Origin of the sequence: Paraburkholderia sp. J67 (assembly GCF_905220265.1) — a bacterium.
Lineage (GTDB): Bacteria > Pseudomonadota > Gammaproteobacteria > Burkholderiales > Burkholderiaceae > Paraburkholderia.
Genome location: NZ_CAJMZK010000005.1, coordinates 340510 through 360433 on the forward strand (window position 1 = coordinate 340510; position 19924 = coordinate 360433).

The following is a 19924-nucleotide window of genomic DNA, read 5'->3' on the forward strand; positions in this document are numbered from 1 at the left end:
CTTCTCTGTTGCACGATGTCGGTTGCCCGATTACTGCCGTTTAAACTAGTAAGGAATACTTGTCACTTTTACCGGATCCGGGCGAGCCAGGATCGCGACAGCCGCTCAAAAGCACTCTTGACTGCCGGCCACGCCCGAGAGCACGCCGACGCAATCGCGCTTGACTTCCTGCCGCGCGATGTACTTCACGTGCACCGGCTTCGGCGCGGGCGCTTGAACCGGCGCGGGCGTCTTCTCGTCGAGCAGCGTCTGCTTGGTCGCGCCGCCGGTGCTGCCGCTGTCGCGGTCGACCTGGTTTCGCAGCACAAGCGACAAGGTGCCGACACTGCGCGCGAGATCGAGCTTTTCGGCCTGTTCGGGCGTCACTTCGAGCGTCACGGCGTTGACCACCTTCGGCGCCGTGTCGTCGCGATTGACCTGCTGCGCGACGGCCAGCACGAGAATCTTTTCGAGGACGATCTTCGAAATGCTTTCCTGGTTGTCGGCACGCTTTGTGGGACCGTCGGTCTGTTGCGTGTTCACGATCACGTCGACGTAGTTGCCCGGCAACGCGAAGCCCGCGACGCCGACCACATCGTTGACGCGCACCGTAATCGCGCGCCGCCCCGCGCCGATGACCGCCGACAAACCGCCCTTGGTGCCGACCGGCGCGAGCTTGGCTTCGAGCACGGGTTCGCCGTGCGTGAGACCGACGCGCACCACGCGGCCGTCGAGCGCCTTCGGCGTGGTGAACGCACCGGGCGGCACACTGTCGCGCGGCCAGTTGACGGTGCGCACCATCGCTTCGTTGATCGGCTCGCCGAGATTGATGTCGTTGGCGGCAACCGCGATGGGGACGGTAGCGCCCGACGACGTCTGCACCAGCCAGCGCGATGCGAACACCACGGCGGCAAGGCCGGCCAGCATGGCGATCGCCAGCATGGCAAAAACACGGCTGTTTTTCATGTCTTCCTCCGTCAAATACGCGTCGTCCGGCAGGGGGCCTCGCGCCGCTTGCACACGGTCCGTCCAGGCTGGCCGGACTCGATGACTGATGAGTGGTTAGCGAATGGATTGGTAGAGCACGATGATCGTGCCGGCGGCGATCGCACCGGCGTAGGGAATCGTGCCGACTGAGCCGCCAGGCAGATGCTCGATCGAGCCGCGTCCGCGGGAGCCATGCAGCATGTCGCCAAGCAGCCACACGAGGTTCGTGCATAGCGTGCGCAGCCGCCCTCGGACGATCACGATGGCGAGCGCCCAGACGCCGCCGATCAACCCGGCGAACAGCGCGACGCCGAGCGTGGCGTCCGCGCCGAGCCAGCCGCCCACGAGCATGAGAAGCTTGACGTCGCCGGCTGCCATGCCGCGGAGCAGATACACCGGGAAAAGGAGCGCGAAACCCGTGAGCACGCCGGCAAGCCAGTGCAGGCCGCCTTCCTGGACGCCGTTGAGCCACAACTGCGCCGCGAGCGAGGCGGCCAGACCTGCTGCGATGAGCAGATTCGGCACACGTCGTGCCGTGAGGTCCGTGCTGGCCGCCAGGATGACCGACAAGGTCACGCCAAGCGGCACCGGCTGCGCCGAAAGATGAGTGATGATCATGATGTACCCCGTTACGATTGTTCTTGTTGGATCTGTTTTTCGATCCGTTATTTATCCGATCGCGGCACCTGGTCTGCGCGCGTGAAACATCGCGCGGCGCCGTATCGTCCGGCTGGTTCCATGCCGGAATTTGATTCGTTATCCATACTGGGTGGACGCACGCGGCGCCCACCCGTGTCACTTCCTCGTCAGCTCTTCGGCAACGCGTTCGACATCTTGGTGAACGCCAGGTTGACCTGCGTGCCAAGCGTCGTGACAATCGTCACGATCACGGCCGCGATCAGCGCGACGATCATGCCGTATTCGACGGCCGTTGCACCGCGCTCGTCCTTGATGAAACCCTTTGCCGTAGCGATAAGCTTTTGCATGATTAACCCCGTTTCTTTGAGAATTAGTTAGCCATCCACAATTACAAGGACGACCTATGCCACACCGTTTTCACTTTTGGTATCAGCTCTTCGGCAGCGCGTTCGAGATCTTGGTGAACGCCAGGTTGACCTGCGTGCCGAGCGTCGTGACGATCGTCACGATCACGGCCGCGATCAGTGCGACGATCATGCCGTACTCGACGGCCGTTGCGCCGCGTTCGTCCTTGATGAAACCCTTTGCCGTAGCGATAAGCTTTTGCATGATTAACCCCGTTGAATTGAGAATTACTTAGTCATCCACAATTATTAGAACGACCTATGACCCACCTTTGTTACTTCTGGTATCAGCTCTTCGGCAGCGCGTTCGAGATCTTGGTGAACGCCAGGTTGACCTGCGTGCCGAGCGTCGTGACGATCGTCACGATCACGGCCGCGATCAGCGCGACGATCATGCCGTACTCGACAGCCGTTGCGCCGCGATCGTCCTTGATGAAACCCTTTGCCGTAGCGATAAGCTTTTGCATGATTAAACCCCTTTGATGTGGAATGTAGTTTGTTGCCCGAAACCGAGTGGATGCTCCCTGCCCCCACCCCTATCACTTTCCCGTCAGCTCTTCGGCATCGCGTTCGAGATAGCGGTGAACGCGTTGTTGATCTGCGTGCCCAGCGTCGTGACCACCGTCACGATCACTGCGGCGATCAACGCGACGATCATGCCGTACTCGACGGCCGTTGCTCCGCGCTCGTCCTTGATGAAATCCCTGGCCGTGGCGATAAGTGTCTGCATGATTAACTCCATTACGTTTGATTAACGACCCTCCGGTTACCCGCCGTTTCCTGAGTGATCGCACTTCGATTTCATTGTGCCGCTCAGGTGATTCCGTTTTACGCACCCCGCCATTCGTCTAATGTTGGATTTCGCACGCTAATCGCGATTTACAGCAATAAGCCGGGTTTTCCATTAATTCCTGATTGCGTTTTAGCACCTGAACTGGAATTGAGATTGATTATCATCCACAAGCAAGGAGATTAAATCAGAAGTGCCTTGGGGAATTCCCCGATTAATTCATTGATGGCGCCGCCGATAACCGCCCATGCTTATGATTGACCAGGCATCAATCCCATGCCACACGGTGGTTTGCACGAGATGAAAAGGCCTGACACAGCCGATCCAGAAAGGCTGTCCGTGAACTTTCGACGTATATCCATGTATATAACGACGATAAAAAGTCATGCTATTTTTTATGTTGACATGAAAAATGCCCGTACAAACCCGCATAAAATCACCACAAAAAATGCATGCCGCACCAGCAACGTGCAATGCACCGAAAAATAATACGGCAATTAAAATATAGCGATCGCTCTAAATGAATATGATTATCAACAAGAATAGCGACACCTCCATTAAGCGATTTCGTAAAATCGCGCCACTCTCTACGCGATTGGTTTGATTCCGCACGCAGGCGACTGGCAATTCGTAATAGATTTGCTCGAACTGACAGCCGTGCGCCCTCGGACCAGGCGGGCGACGCCGACAAGCGGCAAGCCACAGCACGTGCTGACAGCCCTACAAGAAAGGAGACCAATCATGCACAAGCACATGAGTGCCGCGACTTCCAGCACAGTTGCCGCTCAGCGGGGACATCGCAGCAACGGCGCACGGCGCGCACGTTCTGGACAACGGGGACAACAAGGGAAACGAGGTCAACGCGGGTCGGCAATCGTTGAATTCGCGCTCGTCATGCCGATGCTGCTTATCCTGCTGTTCGGCATCGTCGAGCTGGGCTTCGTGCTCTACGACAAGACCGTCATCACGAGCGCGAGCCGCGCGGCCGTGAGGCAAGGCGTGGCGTTCGGCGAAACCGCCACGGGAACGCCCTACTATATGTCCCCCTCCACGGTCACCCAGATCGCCACGGGCGGACTCTCGACCATGCTGATCAACTTCAACTCGTCGAATCAGCCCAGCGTCACGCTCTCGAGTTGCACGGCGGCGAGCAGTTGCACGACGGGCGCCGGATGCAGCGCGGGCAACTCGCTGACCGTGACCGTCAGCTACACGTTCCAGGGACTCTTGTTAGGCGCGGCGCTCAGCCCGTTTCCAGCCTCGTTCAACAACCTGCTCACGCTGACCTCGTCGACGGTGATGAGTTGCGAATAACGGCGCGCAAGCCCGCATTTCAGGAGTCCACAGCATGAACAAGAACTTTACGGGACGCCGCGCGCGCCGTGAGCGCGGCGCGATCGCCGTCCAGGTGGCTTTGCTGCTGATCACGCTGCTCGGCTGCGCCGCGATGGCGCTCGACATCGGACGCTGGGTCGTCGTGCGTCACCAGTTGCAGAACGCCGCGGACGCGGCAGCGCTCGCCGGCGTGCGGGCGCTGCCGGGCCAGTTGGCGGCGAGCGCCGTGCCCGCCGTCTGGGCCACCGCCACGACGGCCGCGAACGACGCCGCCACGCAATATGCGTCGGCGAATATCGCCAACGGTCAAGCGGCCAGCGCCAAGAGCATCAGCGTCGGCTATTGGGATGTCGCCAATGTGCCATCGTCCATGCCATCTTCGCTGTCTCAGAGCATCACCTCGACGACGGTCAAGCCCGCCGTGATCGTCACGGTGAGCCTCGCGGGCGGTGCGAACCTTCCGCTCGTGTTCGGCGCGCTGGTGGGCGTGTCGTCGCTACCGGCGAGCGCGACCGCAGTGGCCGTGGTGTCCGCGCCGGGCGTTGCGCTGCCGGGCGCGTTGTTCCCGATCGCCTTGAACCAGTGCGTCTATCAGAATGCGGCGTACTGGAAGAACGGCCAGCCGATCGCGGGCGTTGAAGTTCAGATCGGCAACGGCGCACCGTCGAACTGCATCGGCGCCGCCGCGCAATGGACCGCGCTTACACTCGATTCGAATTCGAGCGCCTACGGCCCCTGCGCCGGTATGAGCCCGAGCAGCGTGACCGCCGCGAAGTGCCTGATGAGCGCGGGCAACGGACCGGCCATCGGCACGGGCACGCAGATATCGATCCAGCCCGGCGTGGAATCCTCGATCTACAACAACTTCCCGTTGACGCCGCCGCTGACGGTCACGGTGCCCGTAGTGGCCGACAGCACCATCATGAGCGGCAGTGGCAGCGGCGGCGATACGCCCGTGGTCGGCTTCGCCTCGATCCAGATCGACTACGTGATCGGCGCCAACGGCAAATCGACGCCTGCGTGCAATTCCAATTCCCTTTGCTCGCCGCCGCCTTGCACGAAGTGCGTGATCGCGCATCTGATCGCGAATCGAGCTGGCAGCACGACCGCGGGCGGCACAACCTCGTCGTACTATGGCGCGCTCACCCCGCCTGTGCTAGCTGCATTGCCGTCGAGCGTGTGGTACTGAATCTGCGATCGAATCGGCCACGAGGCGTCGCTCTTATCGGGCGATGACTCGTGGCCGCGCTGCTTGCAGCAGGATCTCAATCGAGAGCGCCAGTTGTGCTGCGCAGGCAACCGGGATACGCACAAGCCATGCTATCGCCCGCATACCCAGCGTATCGGCAATTGCTTTGACAATGGCCTTTGTCATTTCCCACTTCTGCAAAGCCTGATCATCCACTCATAAACCGCGTCCACCGCGGGTGAGCGCGCCGGCTGCGCCGAGCGCATCAGCCAAAGCGGCGCGAGAGCAAATCCCGGCACCTGAGGCAGGACTTTGACGCGCCCGCTAGTCAATGCATCACCGGCAGTCAGGCGCGACACCATGGCAATCCCCACTTCCTGCTCGGCAGCCGTCACGAGGAAGCGTGGATCGCTGACCGTCATGGCCCGACGTATGCGCAAGCCGCCGCGCCTCAATTCAGGCAACCAGGGCGCCCAGTCCGGGCGCGCTTCGTGAATCAGCAACGGCGCCTGCGTCAACACCTCCGGGAACGGCACCGAGCGTAAGCGGCGTGCGGTCATCGGCCCGCAGATGGCGACCGCCTCCTCGTCAAGCAATGGCTCGCACACGACTTCGGCCGTACGGATCTCCCTCGTTGAAACAACCAGATCGACATCGATGCGATCAATCTCATTGACGCTTTCACCGGTCACGAGCCAGACCTCGATATTCGGCAACGCCTTCGAAAACGCCCGCATGCGCGGCATGAGCCAGCCCGATGCGAATTCCGATGCGCACACAACGATGACCGAATCCGGATTGCCATACGGCTCGATACGCTCGCGGCCGTCGGCGAGCGTGGCCAGCGCCTCGGTCACGGTCTGCGCATACAGCACGCCGGCGGCGGTCAACGCCACGCCGCGCCCGATGCGCCGGAATAGCGGCTGCCCGGTCCATTCCTCGAGTTGCTGGATCTGATGGCTGATTGCCGATTGCGTGAGTGCGAGCTCTTGCGCCGCGCGCGTGAAGCTGCCAAGCCGTGCAGCGGCATCAAAGGCGAGCAAGGCCGTCAAAGGGGGAAGTCTGCGCATCGATTCGGAGCCGGGAGATATTAGAAATATCGATACTTCCAGCAAGATTTTTCGCTTTTCGCCGGAATTCTTACCCGTAATGATACTGCCTGTCGTCACCCGCACGCACTCTGCCGCTCAGGCAGACATGAAGATTATTTGTGTGACGGCGCCCGTTAAAACCGACCGGATCGATTCGTATGACCTTGAGTCTTGCCTCTTCTCACCTCACGCCAACCGCCGCGGCGGGCATCGACGGGCAGCCCTCGCCCCCGACTTACGCCGGCGTGCTGTCGTTCATGCGCCGCCCTTATACGCGCGACCTCACCGGCGTCGACGTCGCCGTGTCCGGCATTCCGCTCGACCTCGCCACGACCTTCCGCCCCGGCACCCGTTTCGGCCCGGCAGGCATGCGGGCCGCGTCGGTGCTGCTAGCCGAGCTGGGGGCGTTTCCGTGGGGTATCGACCCGTTCGATCACCTGAACGTCGTCGACTACGGCGACTGCTGGTTCGATGCCCACAATCCGCTCACTATTCGCGACGCGATCATCGCTCACGCGCGCGGCATTCTCGCCACCGGCGCGCGCATGCTGACCTTCGGCGGCGACCACTACGTGACCTACCCACTCCTCGTTGCGCACGCGGAAAAATACGGAAAACCGCTGAGCCTGATCCACTTCGACGCCCATAGCGACACCTGGCCGGACGACAACCCCGATTCGCTGAATCACGGCACGATGTTCTACAAGGCGATCCGCGAGGGGCTCATCGACCCCGCACGTTCGGTGCAAATCGGTATTCGCACATGGAACGAGGACTTCATGGGCGTGCGCGTTCTGGATGCGCCGTGGGTGCATCGCAACGGCACGCAGGCGGCCATCGACGAAGTGCTGGCCATCGTGGGCGACGCGCCGGCCTACCTGACTTTCGACATCGACTGCCTCGATCCATCCTGCGCGCCTGGCACAGGCACACCGGTAGCGGGTGGCCTCAGTTCGGCGCAGGCGCTGGAGATCGTTCGTGCGTTGGGCCCCGTCAATCTGGCAGGCGCGGACGTGGTGGAAGTGTCGCCGCCCTACGACCACAGCGACGTGACCGCGCTCGCCGCCGCCCATCTTGCCGTCGACATGTTGTGTCTGATGCGCAATCAGAAGCTGCAACGCCATCAGCGCATGTAAGACCACCGCAGGCCTTATCGAAACCTTTCCTGGTGACCATCATGTCCCACACCATCACGAAGCCAATGCTGGCAGCACTATTGGCGGGTGCGTTCGCTACGTTCGGCACGAGCGCACATGCCGAAGACAAGCAGCTCAATCTGTATAACTGGGCAGACTACATAGCGAAAGACACCGTGCCGAATTTCGAAAAGGCGTCCGGCATTCACGTACGCTATGACGTCTACGACGGCGACGAAACCCTGCAGGCGAAACTGCTGACGGGATCGACCGGCTACGACGTCGTGGTGCCGACGTCGAACTTTCTCGCCAGACAGATCGAAGCGGGCATCTATCAGAAACTCGACAAATCGAAACTGCCAAACCTCGTCAATCTGGACCGCAATCTGCTAAAGCTGGTCGCCGACGCGGACCCCGGCAATCAATACGCCGTACCGTGGGCATGGGGCACCACGGGACTCGGCTACAACGTGACGCGCGTGAAGCAGATTCTCGGCAACGACGCGCCGCTCGACAGCTGGGACATCCTCTTCAAGCCCGAATATCTGGGCAAGCTGAAAAGCTGCGGGGTGTCCGTGCTCGACGCGCCGGCCGATGTGTTCGCGGTCACGCTGCACTACCTCGGCCGCGACCCGAACAGCGAGAATCCAGCCGACTACCAGGCCGCGTACGAGGCGCTCAAAAAGATTCGCCCCTATATCACGCAATTCAACGCGACAACCTACATCAACGATCTTGCCGGCGACGACATCTGCTTTGCGCTCAGCTGGTCGGGTGATGTGTCGATGGCGAGTCATCGCGCGCGCGACGCCCACAAGAGCTACGAGATCCAATACCTCATTCCGGCCGGTGGCGCGCCAGTGTGGTTCGACATGATGGCGATCCCGAAAGACGCGCCGCACCCGCAAGCCGCGCTCCAGTGGATCAACTATATCGAACAGCCCGAAGTGCATGCAGCCATCACCAACGAGGTGTTTTATCCCAATGCCGACACCGCTGCGCGCAAATTCGTACGCCCCGAGATCCTGAACGACCCGACCGTCTATCCGCCTGAGTCGGTATTGAAGACGCTGTTTCTGCTCAAGCCACTGCAACCCGCGATCAAGCGGCTTGAAAGCCGGTTGTGGACGCAGTTGAAGTCAGGCGGATAGCGCCTGGGCGCCACGCTGAAGTCTGAACAAGCATGATTAATCGGTGTCCTGAATACTGTGCATTCAGCGCGACCGCGAAACGATGGCGATCCCTATCCGGATCCGGCCGCGGCTAGCGCCGCGGTCAGACGAACAAGAAGAGTTGGAGACACAATGAGTGAAGGCAGGATTATTCTTCTCGCTCGCCGTGTGGAGTTTCGGCGACGCGCTGGTCGGCGGCGCGCATGACCTCGCATCATGAGGAATCGCGGCCACTACCTGTCCGTGCGCAAGAACAAGGCGGACGTCAACGCGTGCAAGCGATTCTGCCTGTGGCTCAAGCAGCAACTCACCTAGCAAGCTTCAACAAAAAGTTGAAGGAATGCCGGAAAAAACGTCGTTTATGTTTGCGGCGAAATCGGCATAAATTTCTCTTCATGCCGCATGGAAGCGGCAAAACGTAAGAGGAATTCAGCAGATGGGTTTCAAGAGAAGCATCCATGCCGTGGAGACTCATTCGGGTATCCCCATGCGCGTCGTCACCGGCGGCATCCCGCATATCCCGGGCGACACCGTCCACGCCAAGATGAAATGGCTGGAGGCCAACGACGACGGGCTGCGCAAGCTGTTGCTGCGCGAGCCGCGCGGCTATCCGGCCCACTGTTGCAACATCATCGTGCCGCCCTGCCACCCGGAGGCCGACGCGGGCTACATCATTCTGGAGCAGGTCGAGTACCCCATGATGTCGGGCGGCAATACGATTTCCGTGGCCACCGTGCTGCTGGAAATGGGCATGCTTCCGATGCAGGAGCCGGTAACCGAATTGACGCTGGAAGCACCAGCCGGCTTGATCCGCATCACCGCCCAGTGCAAGAACGGCAAGGTCGAGAGCGTGAAGTTCAGGAACGTCCCGGCATTCGCCGCACATCTCGACGCCGTGATCGACGTGCCGCATCTCGGCAAGGTACGCGTGGATGTCGGCTGGGGCGGCATGTTCTACGCCATCGCCGACGTGCGCCAGTTTCCGGGGCTGGAACTCAAGCCCGAGCACGGCAAGGAGATCGCGCGGGTCTCGGCCATGATCCGCCAGGCGGCCATCGAGCAGTTGCCGGTCGCGCATCCCGACTATCCGGGCGTTGGCATCACGATTTCCCAGCTCTCCGGCCCCAGCGACGATCCGCGCGCCGACTGGAAGAATGTCGTCACCATGCCCACCGGACCGCTATCGTGGGACGATCCGGCCACCTGGACCGGCGCGATCGACCGTTGCCCGTGCGGCACCGGCACCTGCGCCAAGATGGCCGTGCTGCACGCCAAGGGGGAACTGCCTCTGCACCAAGACTTCCGGCACCAGGGCATTCTCGGCACAGTCTTCACCGGCCGCCTGGAGGAAACGACCCGGATCGGCGAACACGCGGCCGTGGTGCCCACGCTGGCTGGCACCAGCTGGATCCATGGCATCCAGACCATCGTGCTGGATCACGACGATCCGTTTCCCGAGGGCTACACCCTTGGGGACATCTGGCCGAAACAGCAGGAGCGGTAAGCATGCAGATCGTTTCAGCGCAGCAGATCCAGTCCGTGCTGGAATGGGACGGCGTTCTCGACGCCCTGCATCGCGGACATTGCGGGTCGCGGCCCATCGGCGACGGTTACTTCATCGGCAATTCGAACTTTGGCCTGTTCAGTCGGGGTGTGATCCTGCCGGGCAAGGGTGCGGGAGCGAAAATCGCCTCGATCCATCCGGCCAACGGCATGGCCGATCCCCCGCTACCCTCGGAACAGGCCGCGTTTCTGGTCCTGGACGAGCGCACCAAGGGGCTGGTCGCGGTGCTCGACGGTCCCGAAATCACGCGATGGAAGACCGCGGCCGATTCCGCCCTGGCGGCACGTCGGCTGAGCTGCGAGCACAGCGAGGTGCTGCTGGTTCTGGGCGCGGGGCCGATTGCACGGTCCTTGACGGACGCTTACCTGCACATCCGGCCATCCATCCGCGAAGTGTTGTTGTGGAATCGTTCTCCCTCGCGGCTGGAATCCGCACGCTCGGCGCTCGAAGCGAGAAACATCCACGTACGGATTGTCGAAGAACTCGATGCCGCGCTCGCGCGCGCCGACATCATTACGGCCGCCACCAGCGCTTCGACGCCCGTGATCCGGGGCGAGTGTATTCGTCCCGGGACGCATGTGGATCTGGTGGGAGGATATCGGCACGACATGCAGGAGGCCGACTGCGATGTGTTCCGGGGTGCCCGAATCTTCGTGGACGACCGCCAGAATGCAGCCCTGTCTGGCGACATCCGGGTCCCGATGGAAGCGGGCGTGATCGCAGAAGCCGATATCGAGGGCGATCTGTTCGATCTGTGCAGCATGCCGGCGTTCCACCGTTCGGCCACAGACCGGACGGTTTACAAGAATGCAGGCGGTGCGCATCTGGATCTGATCATCAGCCAGTATGTTGTGGAGCAACTGAAGTCAAGGGGCGAACACCACCGTTTGCCATAGGTGCCGATTGAAACAGGAACATGTGAGAAGAGGGATATATCGGCTAGAAATAAACACATATTTAGCAGTACGTAGACAAATTTTTTGATCGCGATGAGGTGAATCGCTCTGTAAGTCTGAAACTTCGGCAAGCCGAACATTTATTGAACTGGTGCCTACCATGCGAAAAGTCCTTTTATCCCTCCTCGTCACCACTATCCTTTCAGGGATAACAGGCGAGGCTCTCTCGCAGCAGGTTGTCAAGATTGGCATCTCTGCTCCGCTCACCGGCATAGGCGCGGCGAACGGCAAGGACATGGAGAACGGCGCACGCCTCGCGATCGAAGAGGCGAATGCGCAGCATCTCCGCATTGGTGGCCAGGAGGTCAAGTTCGAACTCGATTCCGTTGATGACCAGGGCGATCCGAGAATTGGCGTTCAGGTGGCGCAAAAGCTGGTGGACGACGGGGTGGTGGCAACCATCGGCTACTACAACTCTGGCGTGGCCCTGCCGGCCGCCCCGATCTTTGCGAAAGCCGGCATTCCGCTACTCGATCCTGCCGCGACCAATCCTCAGATCACGCGCCTTGGATTGACCAATGTTTTCCGGATCATCGCGACTGACGTTCAAAACTCGGGCAATGCTGGCAATTATGCGGTGACCGTGACGAAGGCAAAGCGCATTGCGACCATGGATGATCGCACCGCCTTTGGTCAGGGAGCCGTCGAAGAATTCAAGAAAGCCGTCCAGGCCGCCGGCGGGTCGATCGTCACATCGGAATATACAAACGACAAATCGGTTGAGTTCAACGCATTATTGACGAACATAAAGGGGGCGAATGCAGATCTCCTCTTTTTCTCCGGGAGCAACGCCCAGGCCGGTCTGATCGCAAAGCGCATGAAACAGCTTGGAATGCACACCCAGTTCGTCGGTAGCGGAGGCATCGCCGATACCGTCTTTGTCCAGTCGGCTGGCAATGCTGCGGATGGGTCGATGGCGTGGGAGTACGGACGCCCGATTGACTCTCTGCCGGCGGGCCGGGCGTTCAGCCAGAAGTACAAGAAGCGCTTTGGCATGGACCTCCTCACCTTTTCACCGTTTTCGTACGACTGCGCATGGATAGCCATCGACGCGATGAAAAGAGCTGACTCGACAAAACCGGCGGTCTTTATGTCGGCGCTTCGCTCAACCCAATACGATGGGATCACGGGCCACATTTCATTCAACGCGATGGGTGATCTGACCAATCCCACCTCAACGCTGTATCAGGTCAAAAACGGCAAATGGGTCCCCGTAACGACGATTGGCGCAAGGTGAGCAAGGCGCATTCGCGGACCTTTTGTGCACAGGTCCGCGAATCCTTCGTCGGAAATGGGCGCGCTCGCCGCCGTTCATAGACCCGGGATGAATCCCAAACGCACTACGCATAAATTCCTTGCCACGCCATCCTCATATAAACGATAATCATTATCATTTACAATCTACCGCTGACCAGCCTGCCGCACCCGGCCGAAAACCGACCGACCGGCCGCCCAGACAACACCTCCAGTGGTTGAACGCTATTACCGCGAACTGTTGCGCTTCCTCGCCAGACTTGTGAAAGACGGCGACACGGCGTCGGATATTGCCCACGAAAGCTACGTACGCGTGCTAACGCTGCGCGACTCGGGGACGATCATCAGCGACCCGCGCGGCTTGCTCTATCGCACTGCGCGCAATCTCGTCATTGACAGGCATCGGCGTGCTACAGTCCGCGCTCAATCGGTCGTCGACGATCTGGAGCATATCGATGAAGCCGTCGCACACGTGTCGAGTCAGCCCGAACATGCGTGGGAGTCGTCGCAGCGCACGCGTGCACTGGTTGCCGCGATCGACGCGCTGCCGCCGCGCTGTCGCGAGGCGTTCGTGCTTCACAAATTCGACGGCCTGAGTCATCACGAAGTCGCCGAGCGGATGGGCATTTCCCGCAACATGGTCGAAAAGCACATCATTCGCGGCGTGCTCGCCTGCAAGCAACGGCTGATGGCGTTCGATAGCGCTGCGGATGAATCGACCGGCGTCCCCGAATAGAAAACGATGCAAGGTTCTTCGATGTCAGGTTTTGGCTTCGTCGCGCGTCTTCATGGATATACGCGCTGACGATATGACGATGGAACGATACCCACTCGATACCGACTCCCCCACGACAGCGGCCGCTGCGCCGGCGATCGACGCCGATGTCGAGACGCAGGCCGCGACCTGGCTCGTGCGCCGTCAAAACGGTGTGGCCGCGCAGGACGAGGCGGCTTTTCAGGACTGGCTTGCCCGCCATCCGTCGCATCGTCTTGCCTACGCGCAGCTCGATGAGACATGGCAGAGGCTCGACCGGTTACCGCAGCAGGACGTTGCGCGCTGGCGTGCCGAACGTGCGGGCGAGCAAAGGGAAATCGCAAGCGACAAACGCCGCGCTGGCGGCGATCGCGCGCGCGCCGCCGTGCTGGCGTCGCCGGGCCGACGTGCGTTCCTGCCACGCTTTGCAGTGGCAGGGACGGCATTCGCAGCCGCAGGCGCGGGCGTGATCGGTTGGGAGTATTGGCAAAACAGCCCGACCTTTAGCGCCCAATACCAGACGCGCCGCGGCGAGTTGCAAACCGTGTCGCTGCCCGACGGCAGCAAGATGGATCTCGATACCGACACGCACGTCGAAGCGAACCTCTACCGGCATCGCCGCGAAATCCGTCTGCTTCAGGGGCAGGCGATGTTCACCGTCCAGTCCGACCCGCACTGCCCGTTCCATGTGCTGGCGCAGGCCGTGACGGTCACGGTCGTCGGCACGCGCTTCTCGGTGCGATGCACGCAGACCGGGCTCGAACACGGCAGCGTGCGCGTCGCCGTGGAGGAAGGACGCGTGCGCGTCGCCACTGAGGCGGCAGGGGCAACAGGAAGCGGCACGCAACGCAGCGTCGAACTTGGTGCGGGACAGACCGTGGCCACCGATGCAGACGGTCTGCTCGGCGCAATCGACGCGATTTCTCCCGCTGAAGTGGCGGTATGGCGCAAAGGCCGTGTGAGCTTCGAGAACACGACGCTGCAGCGTGCATTGGAAGAGTTTGCGCGCTACGGCGCGACGAATATTGCCGTCGACGATCCGGCGGTGGCGGCGATGCGGATCACCGGCAGTTTCGATGTGCACGAGTTAAACCGCTTCGCACACGCCTTGCCGCGTGTGCTGCCCGTGCGCTTGCGCGCGCGCGGCGATCATTGGGAAATCGTGCGATCCGCGTAGCCCGAGCGTTGCACAAATAATTTTGCATGGACGATGTCAGGGTTTTCGAAGGTGCTGCGTCTTCTTCAGTAATGGTTCTTATTTCGTTACTTGTTGGAGATGTTGTTGATGTTGCATCCTCGCCTTCCGGTCGCCACGCTGACGGCCGCTGTGATCCTCGCCGTCATGGCGTTCGAAACCCCCAGCGCTCATGCTCAGGCAACCTCGGCCGCTGTTCCCGGTTCATCCATAAACTTCTCGATCCATGCTCAACCGCTTGGTGGCGCGCTCAACGAGTTCGCACGCGAAGCGAACGTGCAACTGCTGGTCAAGCCGTCTCTCGTCGCCAACAAGGTCGCGCCTGCGGTCAATGGACGTATGACGGCAGCGCAGGCGCTCGACCGGATACTCGAAGGTAGCGGTCTTTCCGCCCATTTCGAGGCCGGCACGATAACGGTCGTGCCCGCCAAGGTCGCGCCCGTCGCGCAGACCGAAACGACCCTGCCGGCGGTCAGCGTGACGGGTAGCGACGACGACGAGCAACGGCCCACAGAAAAAACGCACTCCTACACAATCCGCTCCACGACGGCAGGCAGCAAAATCGCGTTGTCGCCCAAGGAAACGCCGCAGTCCGTCTCCGTGCTGACGCGTCAGGAGATGGACGACTTTCAGCTCAACAGCATCAACGATGCACTGCGCCACGTGACGGGTGTGACGGTCGAACCGTACGATTCCTATGCGACGGATTTCATGTCGCGGGGCTTCCACATCACGAACCTGCAATTCGACGGAGTAGGCATTCCGCTGGAATACACCTCGCAATACGGCGACATCGACATGGCGCTATACGATCGGGTTGAAGTGCTGCGTGGCGCGGACGGCCTGAACGCGGAAACCGGCAATCCTTCGGCCACCGTGAATTTCATTCGCAAACGCCCGACTTACCAGTTTCAGGCTTCGGGCGATGTGTCATACGGTTCGTGGGATACGAAGCGGTTTGACGTCGATATCTCCGGGCCTTTGAACAAGGCGGGCACGGTGGCCGGGCGCCTCGTCGCTGTGCACCAGGACGGCAATTCCTATACCGATCGTCTGAAGCCCCGCAAGGACATCATTTACGGCGTGGTCGAAGCCAACCTGACTTCCAGCACGCTGGCGACGGCCGGTTTCAGTTACGAGTCGAACAAGCTTGACGGCGCAAGCTGGGGCGGTTTGCCCTTGCTCGACGCCAATGGCAACCCGCTCAGCTATAACGTCGGCTCCAGCATGGCGCCGAAATGGGCGTTCTTCAACACCCAGGCGCAGCGGGCCTTCGTCGAATTGAAGCAGCAACTGGGCGATCGTTGGGTCTGGAAAACCTCGGTCAACTATAACGACATCTACAACAACGCCAAATTCTTCTATCCCTATGGATCGTTGAATTCGGATGGATCCGGGATCGATTCGTACACTTCGGCTTACGAATCATCGAATCGGCAACTCGTGCTCGATTCGAGCGTGACGGGGAAGATCGACCTATTTGGCCGCACGCACGATCTTGTTTTTGGCGCCAATTTTTCGCGCTCCGAATTTACCAACCCGTCATCGGAAGGCGATACCGACGGCGCGCCCGTCAGCTACGCCGAACTGCTGGCCGGCAGTTATCCGGAGCCGTCATTCGGAGCCGCCACTTCTCACGTCAATTACCTGGATGTACGGCGCTCGCTTTATGCTTCGTCGCGATGGAGCCTGACGGATCGCGCCCATTTGCTTCTGGGCGTCAATTACACCCAGGCGGCGAGCAGCGGCAGCTCCGACGGTACGGGATATAACCAGCAATCGTCTGGATCGGCGCCTTATGTCGGTTTGACCTATGACCTGACCAGGCAGATCACGGCTTACGCCAGCTACACCAAAATCTTTAATCCGCAATACCAGCTCAACGTCAGCAACCAGTTGCTGGGACCGGCGCGCGGGCATAGCGAAGAAGCCGGCATCAAAGGCGCGTTCTTCGGCAACCGCCTGAACACGGCACTGACTGTCTATCGCGTTCGCCAGTCCAATATCGCCACGGAGGCGGGTTTCAATGCGAGCACGGGGAATTATTATTACTCGGGTGGCGACGCGACTTCGGAAGGCATCGAAGCCGATATCTCGGGGCGGCTCACGGATGACTGGAACGTCAGCGCCGGGGCAACGATTCTGCGCGTGACCGACGACAATGGCCAGCCGACGCAACTCTTCGTGCCGCGTAAGTCCGCGCATCTGTCCACCACGTATCGCCTGCCGTTCTTCGAGCACAAGCTGACGGTGGGCAGCAGCGTGCGCTGGCAGAGCGCGACGAGTTACGTGGAAGACGGTGTGGGCACGGCAACCCAGGGCAGCTATACCGAACTCGATTTCATGGCCCGCTACGATGTGAACAAGCACGTCACCATCACGGGAACCTTGAACAACGCGCTCAACAAGAAGTATTGGGCGTCGACGGAATACAACTACAGCACTTACGGCGCACCGCTCAATGGCAGCGTCAATCTGGCGTGGCGGTATTGACGAACCAAGTGGCGACCATTGCAACGATGATCGAAAGTTGAAGTTCCAGCGTTGCACGAGCATGAGGCATCCCGCGCCCCGCAGGTGCGGGATGCCTCCTTTGCCAGAGCCTGTAAAGGAATTGTTAGCTTCTGCACCGCCTATGTCCGCGAAGGCGGGGCTGGCCGGTCCCGATCGCGGACCCGAATCGTCGAAGTGAAACGTTTGCGTGCAAACAAGCGCTCATTAGCCATTGCGCACGCCCCGCTATGCCGCATATATTCTTGGCGGGCATCTCGCGAAACTGATCAGATACTCGAGAAAAATGAAAACTGAGCAAATCGGGCTATCAGATTCCGGATCCAGCCTCTCCCGGCATACCTCTCAAACGGTATCGTCGAACCATCTGGTTGACCGAATGCATGTCCAGCATGTTGGCTATTCCATTTATCTGCTCGATGCAGATGGGTTGATCAGAACCTGGAACGCCGATGCTTCGCAAGCCAACGGATTCTCGGCGGATGAAATCCTCGATCAGCATTTCTCATGTTTCTACTCCGCTGAGGAACGCAAAGCCGAAGTCCCTGCGCAACACCTGAAGCTCGCGATCACGACAGGCAAATTCGAGGCCGAAGGCTGGCGCATGCGCAAGGACGGCACGCCATTCCGGGCCCATGTCTTCATCGAACCGGTCTACGGCGGCAAAGGCGAACTGCTCGGGTTCGTCAAGCTAATGCGTGATCGCACCGAAGAGCGTTCGCTGGACAAGCCGGTGCGCGACCATGAGCGGAGTTTCAGGTTGCTGGTGGAAGGCGTCAGCGACTACGCGATCTACATGCTCGACGTGAATGGCGTCGTCTCCAGCTGGAACGCCGGCGCGCAACGGGCGAAAGGCTATGAGGCGGCCGAGATCGTCGGCAAGCATTTCTCCTGCTTTTACGAACCCGAGGATCGCGATCGCGGCTTACCGCAATGCGGACTCGAAACGGCTCGTCAAAGCGGAAAATTCGAGGCTGAAGGCTGGCGCGTTCGCAAGGATGGACGCCGGTTCTGGGCCCACGTGGTCATTCAACCGATATTCGACGACGCGGGCGTCCTGTTCGGCTTCGCAAAAATTACTCGCGACTGTAGCGAGCAGCGCGAGATCTCGCTCGCGCTCGAAGAGACCACGCGCAATCTGGATCTCGCGCTGGACAACATGTCGCACGGATTGTGTCTGTTCAATCGCCGTGGACGCCTCGTGCTGTCCAATAACCAGTTCTCGCACATCCTGTCACTCCCTGACCATGCCTTGTTCGAAGGGATGAGCCTGAGCACGATGCTACGGCGCATCGGCGAGCGCGCCGGCATGCCGCGAGATCAAACGGCGGCGTGGGTCAGAAAGGTGCGCACGCAGCTAGTTCACCGTTTTGCAGCGAATCAGCACCAGGCGACGATGGAAGTCTCCCGTCTGGGCCGCAGCATCTCGGTCGTGACGCGCCTGCTGCCGCATGGCGGCTGGGTATCCACGATCGAAGACGTGACCGAACGGCGCATCGCGGAAAAACGTATCACGCATCTCGCCCATCACGATCACCTGACCGACCTGCCCAATCGTCTGCGCTTTCAGGAACGCTTGGCCGAGCTGGCCGAAAACGCCTCCGCCGAGCGCCCGTTCGCCCTGCTCTTTCTCGATCTGGATCGATTCAAGTCTGTCAATGACACGCTTGGTCATCATGTCGGCGATGAACTGCTGAAGGCCGTGGCGCGACGGCTCGCAGGCATCGTGCGCGCGAGCGACCAGTTGGCGCGCTTGAGCGGCGATGAGTTCGCCATTTTGCAGGTGCCGTTTCGAAGCGTGAATGACGCGGCGGAACTCGCGCAGCGATGCATCGAAACCCTCTCTGCGCCGTTCGAAATCGCGAGCAATGAAATCAGCGTCGGCGCAAGCGTCGGCATCGTGATTCATGCCCGGGCGGGAATCGATGCGGGGACGGTGCTCCAGCGGGCCGACCTTGCGCTGTACACGGCCAAGCGCGATGGCCGCAACTGCTTTCGTCTGTACGAGAGCGGCATGAACAACCCGATTCGACTGCGCAACGAACTCGAAGACGATCTGCGACGCGCCCTGCGCGCGAATCAGCTGGAATTGCATTATCAGCCGATAGTCGAAGCCCATAGCGGAATCACCACCGCGTGCGAAGCGCTACTGCGTTGGCATCACCCGAAGCGCGGCGCCATCTCCCCCGCGGAATTCATCCCGATTGCGGAAGAGCGCGGCCTGATGCCGGAACTCGGTGCGTGGGTGCTGGAAAAAGCGTGCCGGGACGCGGCGCTTTGGCCAACGAATATTCGCCTGAGCGTCAACGTTTCGCCGGCTCAACTGATGCACGCGGACTTTACGCACATCCTGGCGAGAGCGCTCACGAACGCGGCGCTTCCGGCACACCGTCTGGAAGTGGAAATCACCGAAACGGTCTTGCTGGAATCGTCCGGCACGTCGTCGCGTATCCTGAACGAAATTCGTGCCATGGGCGTGGGGGTCGCGATGGACGATTTCGGCAAAGGCTACTCGTCATTGGGTCTGCTACAGAGCGTTCCCTTTACACGGGTGAAGATCGATCGCGGTTTTGTCAATGGACTGGGTAATAATCCGAAATCGGCGGCCATTATCCATGCGATCACCGAACTATGCCGAAGCCTCGATTTGCCGATCACCGCCGAAGGCGTTGAAACGGGAGATCAACGACAAGCTTTGCTCGACGAACGCTGTCACGAACTACAAGGCTTTTTCTTTGCGAGGCCGGCGCCCGTCATTGCGCTCGAACGGTATCTGAACTCGTAGTGAGCGAGTTAGCGGTATTCGCAGACATGCGATGACTTCTGGATATCGCGCCGCGCCGCAAAGCATGCGCTTTGTTTGCGTGAGCTAAACGACCGCTTCGGGACCCTCCACCTCCAGACGTCGCGCAATACCGCCCCCCGCAAAAGCAACTCCTGAATATTGACGCAGCAGGACCGAACCCGA

At 60.5% G+C, this 19924-nt stretch carries 19 protein-coding genes; 11 read left to right on the forward strand and 8 right to left on the reverse strand.

The window, feature by feature from the left end; translation table 11 throughout:
- Positions 1–105: 105 nt before the first annotated feature.
- From cpaB to U5782_RS13110, 6 genes are all read right to left on the reverse strand, one after another.
- On the reverse strand, positions 106–945 hold the full coding sequence (gene cpaB / locus U5782_RS13085; RefSeq protein ID WP_322044235.1) for a Flp pilus assembly protein CpaB: 840 nt from the start codon (positions 943–945) through the stop codon (positions 106–108).
- Between the two features lie 96 nt (positions 946–1041).
- A complete protein-coding gene (locus tag U5782_RS13090) occupies positions 1042–1584 on the reverse strand; it encodes a prepilin peptidase (RefSeq protein WP_322044236.1) in 543 nt (180 codons plus the stop codon).
- Positions 1585–1772: 188 nt separating this feature from the next.
- Complete coding sequence (locus tag U5782_RS13095; protein WP_322044237.1) at positions 1773–1952, reverse strand: Flp family type IVb pilin; 180 nt, start codon at positions 1950–1952, stop codon at positions 1773–1775.
- An 82-nt stretch (positions 1953–2034) separates the two neighbouring features.
- Positions 2035–2214: a Flp family type IVb pilin gene (locus U5782_RS13100; RefSeq protein WP_322044238.1), complete on the reverse strand. Its 180-nt coding sequence runs from the start codon at positions 2212–2214 to the stop codon at positions 2035–2037.
- Positions 2215–2296: 82 nt separating this feature from the next.
- Positions 2297–2476, reverse strand: coding sequence for a Flp family type IVb pilin (locus tag U5782_RS13105; protein ID WP_322044239.1), 180 nt, complete (start codon positions 2474–2476; stop codon positions 2297–2299).
- Between the two features lie 83 nt (positions 2477–2559).
- The gene (locus U5782_RS13110; protein ID WP_322044240.1) at positions 2560–2739 is read right to left on the reverse strand and encodes a Flp family type IVb pilin; all 180 of its coding nucleotides are present in this window, start codon (positions 2737–2739) and stop codon (positions 2560–2562) included.
- 813 nt (positions 2740–3552) lie between these two features.
- Between U5782_RS13110 and U5782_RS13115 the strand changes: the two genes are divergently transcribed.
- Positions 3553–4113, forward strand: a complete 561-nt coding sequence (locus U5782_RS13115; RefSeq protein WP_322044329.1) for a TadE/TadG family type IV pilus assembly protein — start codon at positions 3553–3555, stop codon at positions 4111–4113.
- 34 nt (positions 4114–4147) lie between these two features.
- Positions 4148–5323 (forward strand): pilus assembly protein TadG-related protein, encoded by a 1176-nt coding sequence (locus U5782_RS13120; RefSeq protein WP_322044241.1) that lies wholly within the window; start codon positions 4148–4150, stop codon positions 5321–5323.
- A gap of 33 nt (positions 5324–5356) precedes the next feature.
- On the opposite strand, the gene U5782_RS13125 is transcribed toward U5782_RS13120, so the two are convergent.
- Together U5782_RS13125 and U5782_RS13130 are read right to left on the reverse strand one after the other, a co-directional pair.
- Positions 5357–5509: a hypothetical protein gene (locus U5782_RS13125; RefSeq protein WP_322044242.1), complete on the reverse strand. Its 153-nt coding sequence runs from the start codon at positions 5507–5509 to the stop codon at positions 5357–5359.
- Complete coding sequence (locus U5782_RS13130; RefSeq protein ID WP_322044243.1) at positions 5506–6438, reverse strand: LysR substrate-binding domain-containing protein; 933 nt, start codon at positions 6436–6438, stop codon at positions 5506–5508. The genes U5782_RS13125 and U5782_RS13130 overlap by 4 nt, the downstream gene beginning before the upstream one ends.
- A 134-nt stretch (positions 6439–6572) precedes the next feature.
- Between U5782_RS13130 and speB the strand changes: the two genes are divergently transcribed.
- From speB to U5782_RS13175, 9 genes are all read left to right on the forward strand, one after another.
- Positions 6573–7550, forward strand: coding sequence for an agmatinase (gene speB, locus U5782_RS13135; protein ID WP_322044244.1), 978 nt, complete (start codon positions 6573–6575; stop codon positions 7548–7550).
- Between the two features lie 65 nt (positions 7551–7615).
- The gene (locus U5782_RS13140) at positions 7616–8701 is read left to right on the forward strand and encodes a polyamine ABC transporter substrate-binding protein (protein ID WP_322044330.1); all 1086 of its coding nucleotides are present in this window, start codon (positions 7616–7618) and stop codon (positions 8699–8701) included.
- 457 nt (positions 8702–9158) lie between these two features.
- On the forward strand, positions 9159–10226 hold the full coding sequence (locus U5782_RS13145; protein WP_322044245.1) for a proline racemase family protein: 1068 nt from the start codon (positions 9159–9161) through the stop codon (positions 10224–10226).
- A 2-nt stretch (positions 10227–10228) separates the two neighbouring features.
- Positions 10229–11182 (forward strand): ornithine cyclodeaminase, encoded by a 954-nt coding sequence (locus U5782_RS13150; protein WP_322044246.1) that lies wholly within the window; start codon positions 10229–10231, stop codon positions 11180–11182.
- Between the two features lie 160 nt (positions 11183–11342).
- Complete coding sequence (locus U5782_RS13155; protein WP_322044247.1) at positions 11343–12479, forward strand: branched-chain amino acid ABC transporter substrate-binding protein; 1137 nt, start codon at positions 11343–11345, stop codon at positions 12477–12479.
- A gap of 231 nt (positions 12480–12710) precedes the next feature.
- Entirely contained in the window at positions 12711–13232 is a 522-nt protein-coding gene (locus U5782_RS13160) for a sigma-70 family RNA polymerase sigma factor (protein ID WP_322044248.1), read from the forward strand.
- A gap of 79 nt (positions 13233–13311) precedes the next feature.
- Positions 13312–14427: a FecR family protein gene (locus tag U5782_RS13165; RefSeq protein WP_322044249.1), complete on the forward strand. Its 1116-nt coding sequence runs from the start codon at positions 13312–13314 to the stop codon at positions 14425–14427.
- Between the two features lie 108 nt (positions 14428–14535).
- Positions 14536–16938: a TonB-dependent siderophore receptor gene (locus U5782_RS13170; protein WP_322044250.1), complete on the forward strand. Its 2403-nt coding sequence runs from the start codon at positions 14536–14538 to the stop codon at positions 16936–16938.
- 304 nt (positions 16939–17242) lie between these two features.
- Positions 17243–19741, forward strand: a complete 2499-nt coding sequence (locus tag U5782_RS13175) for an EAL domain-containing protein (protein ID WP_322044251.1) — start codon at positions 17243–17245, stop codon at positions 19739–19741.
- The last annotated feature ends 183 nt before the right edge of the window (positions 19742–19924 follow it).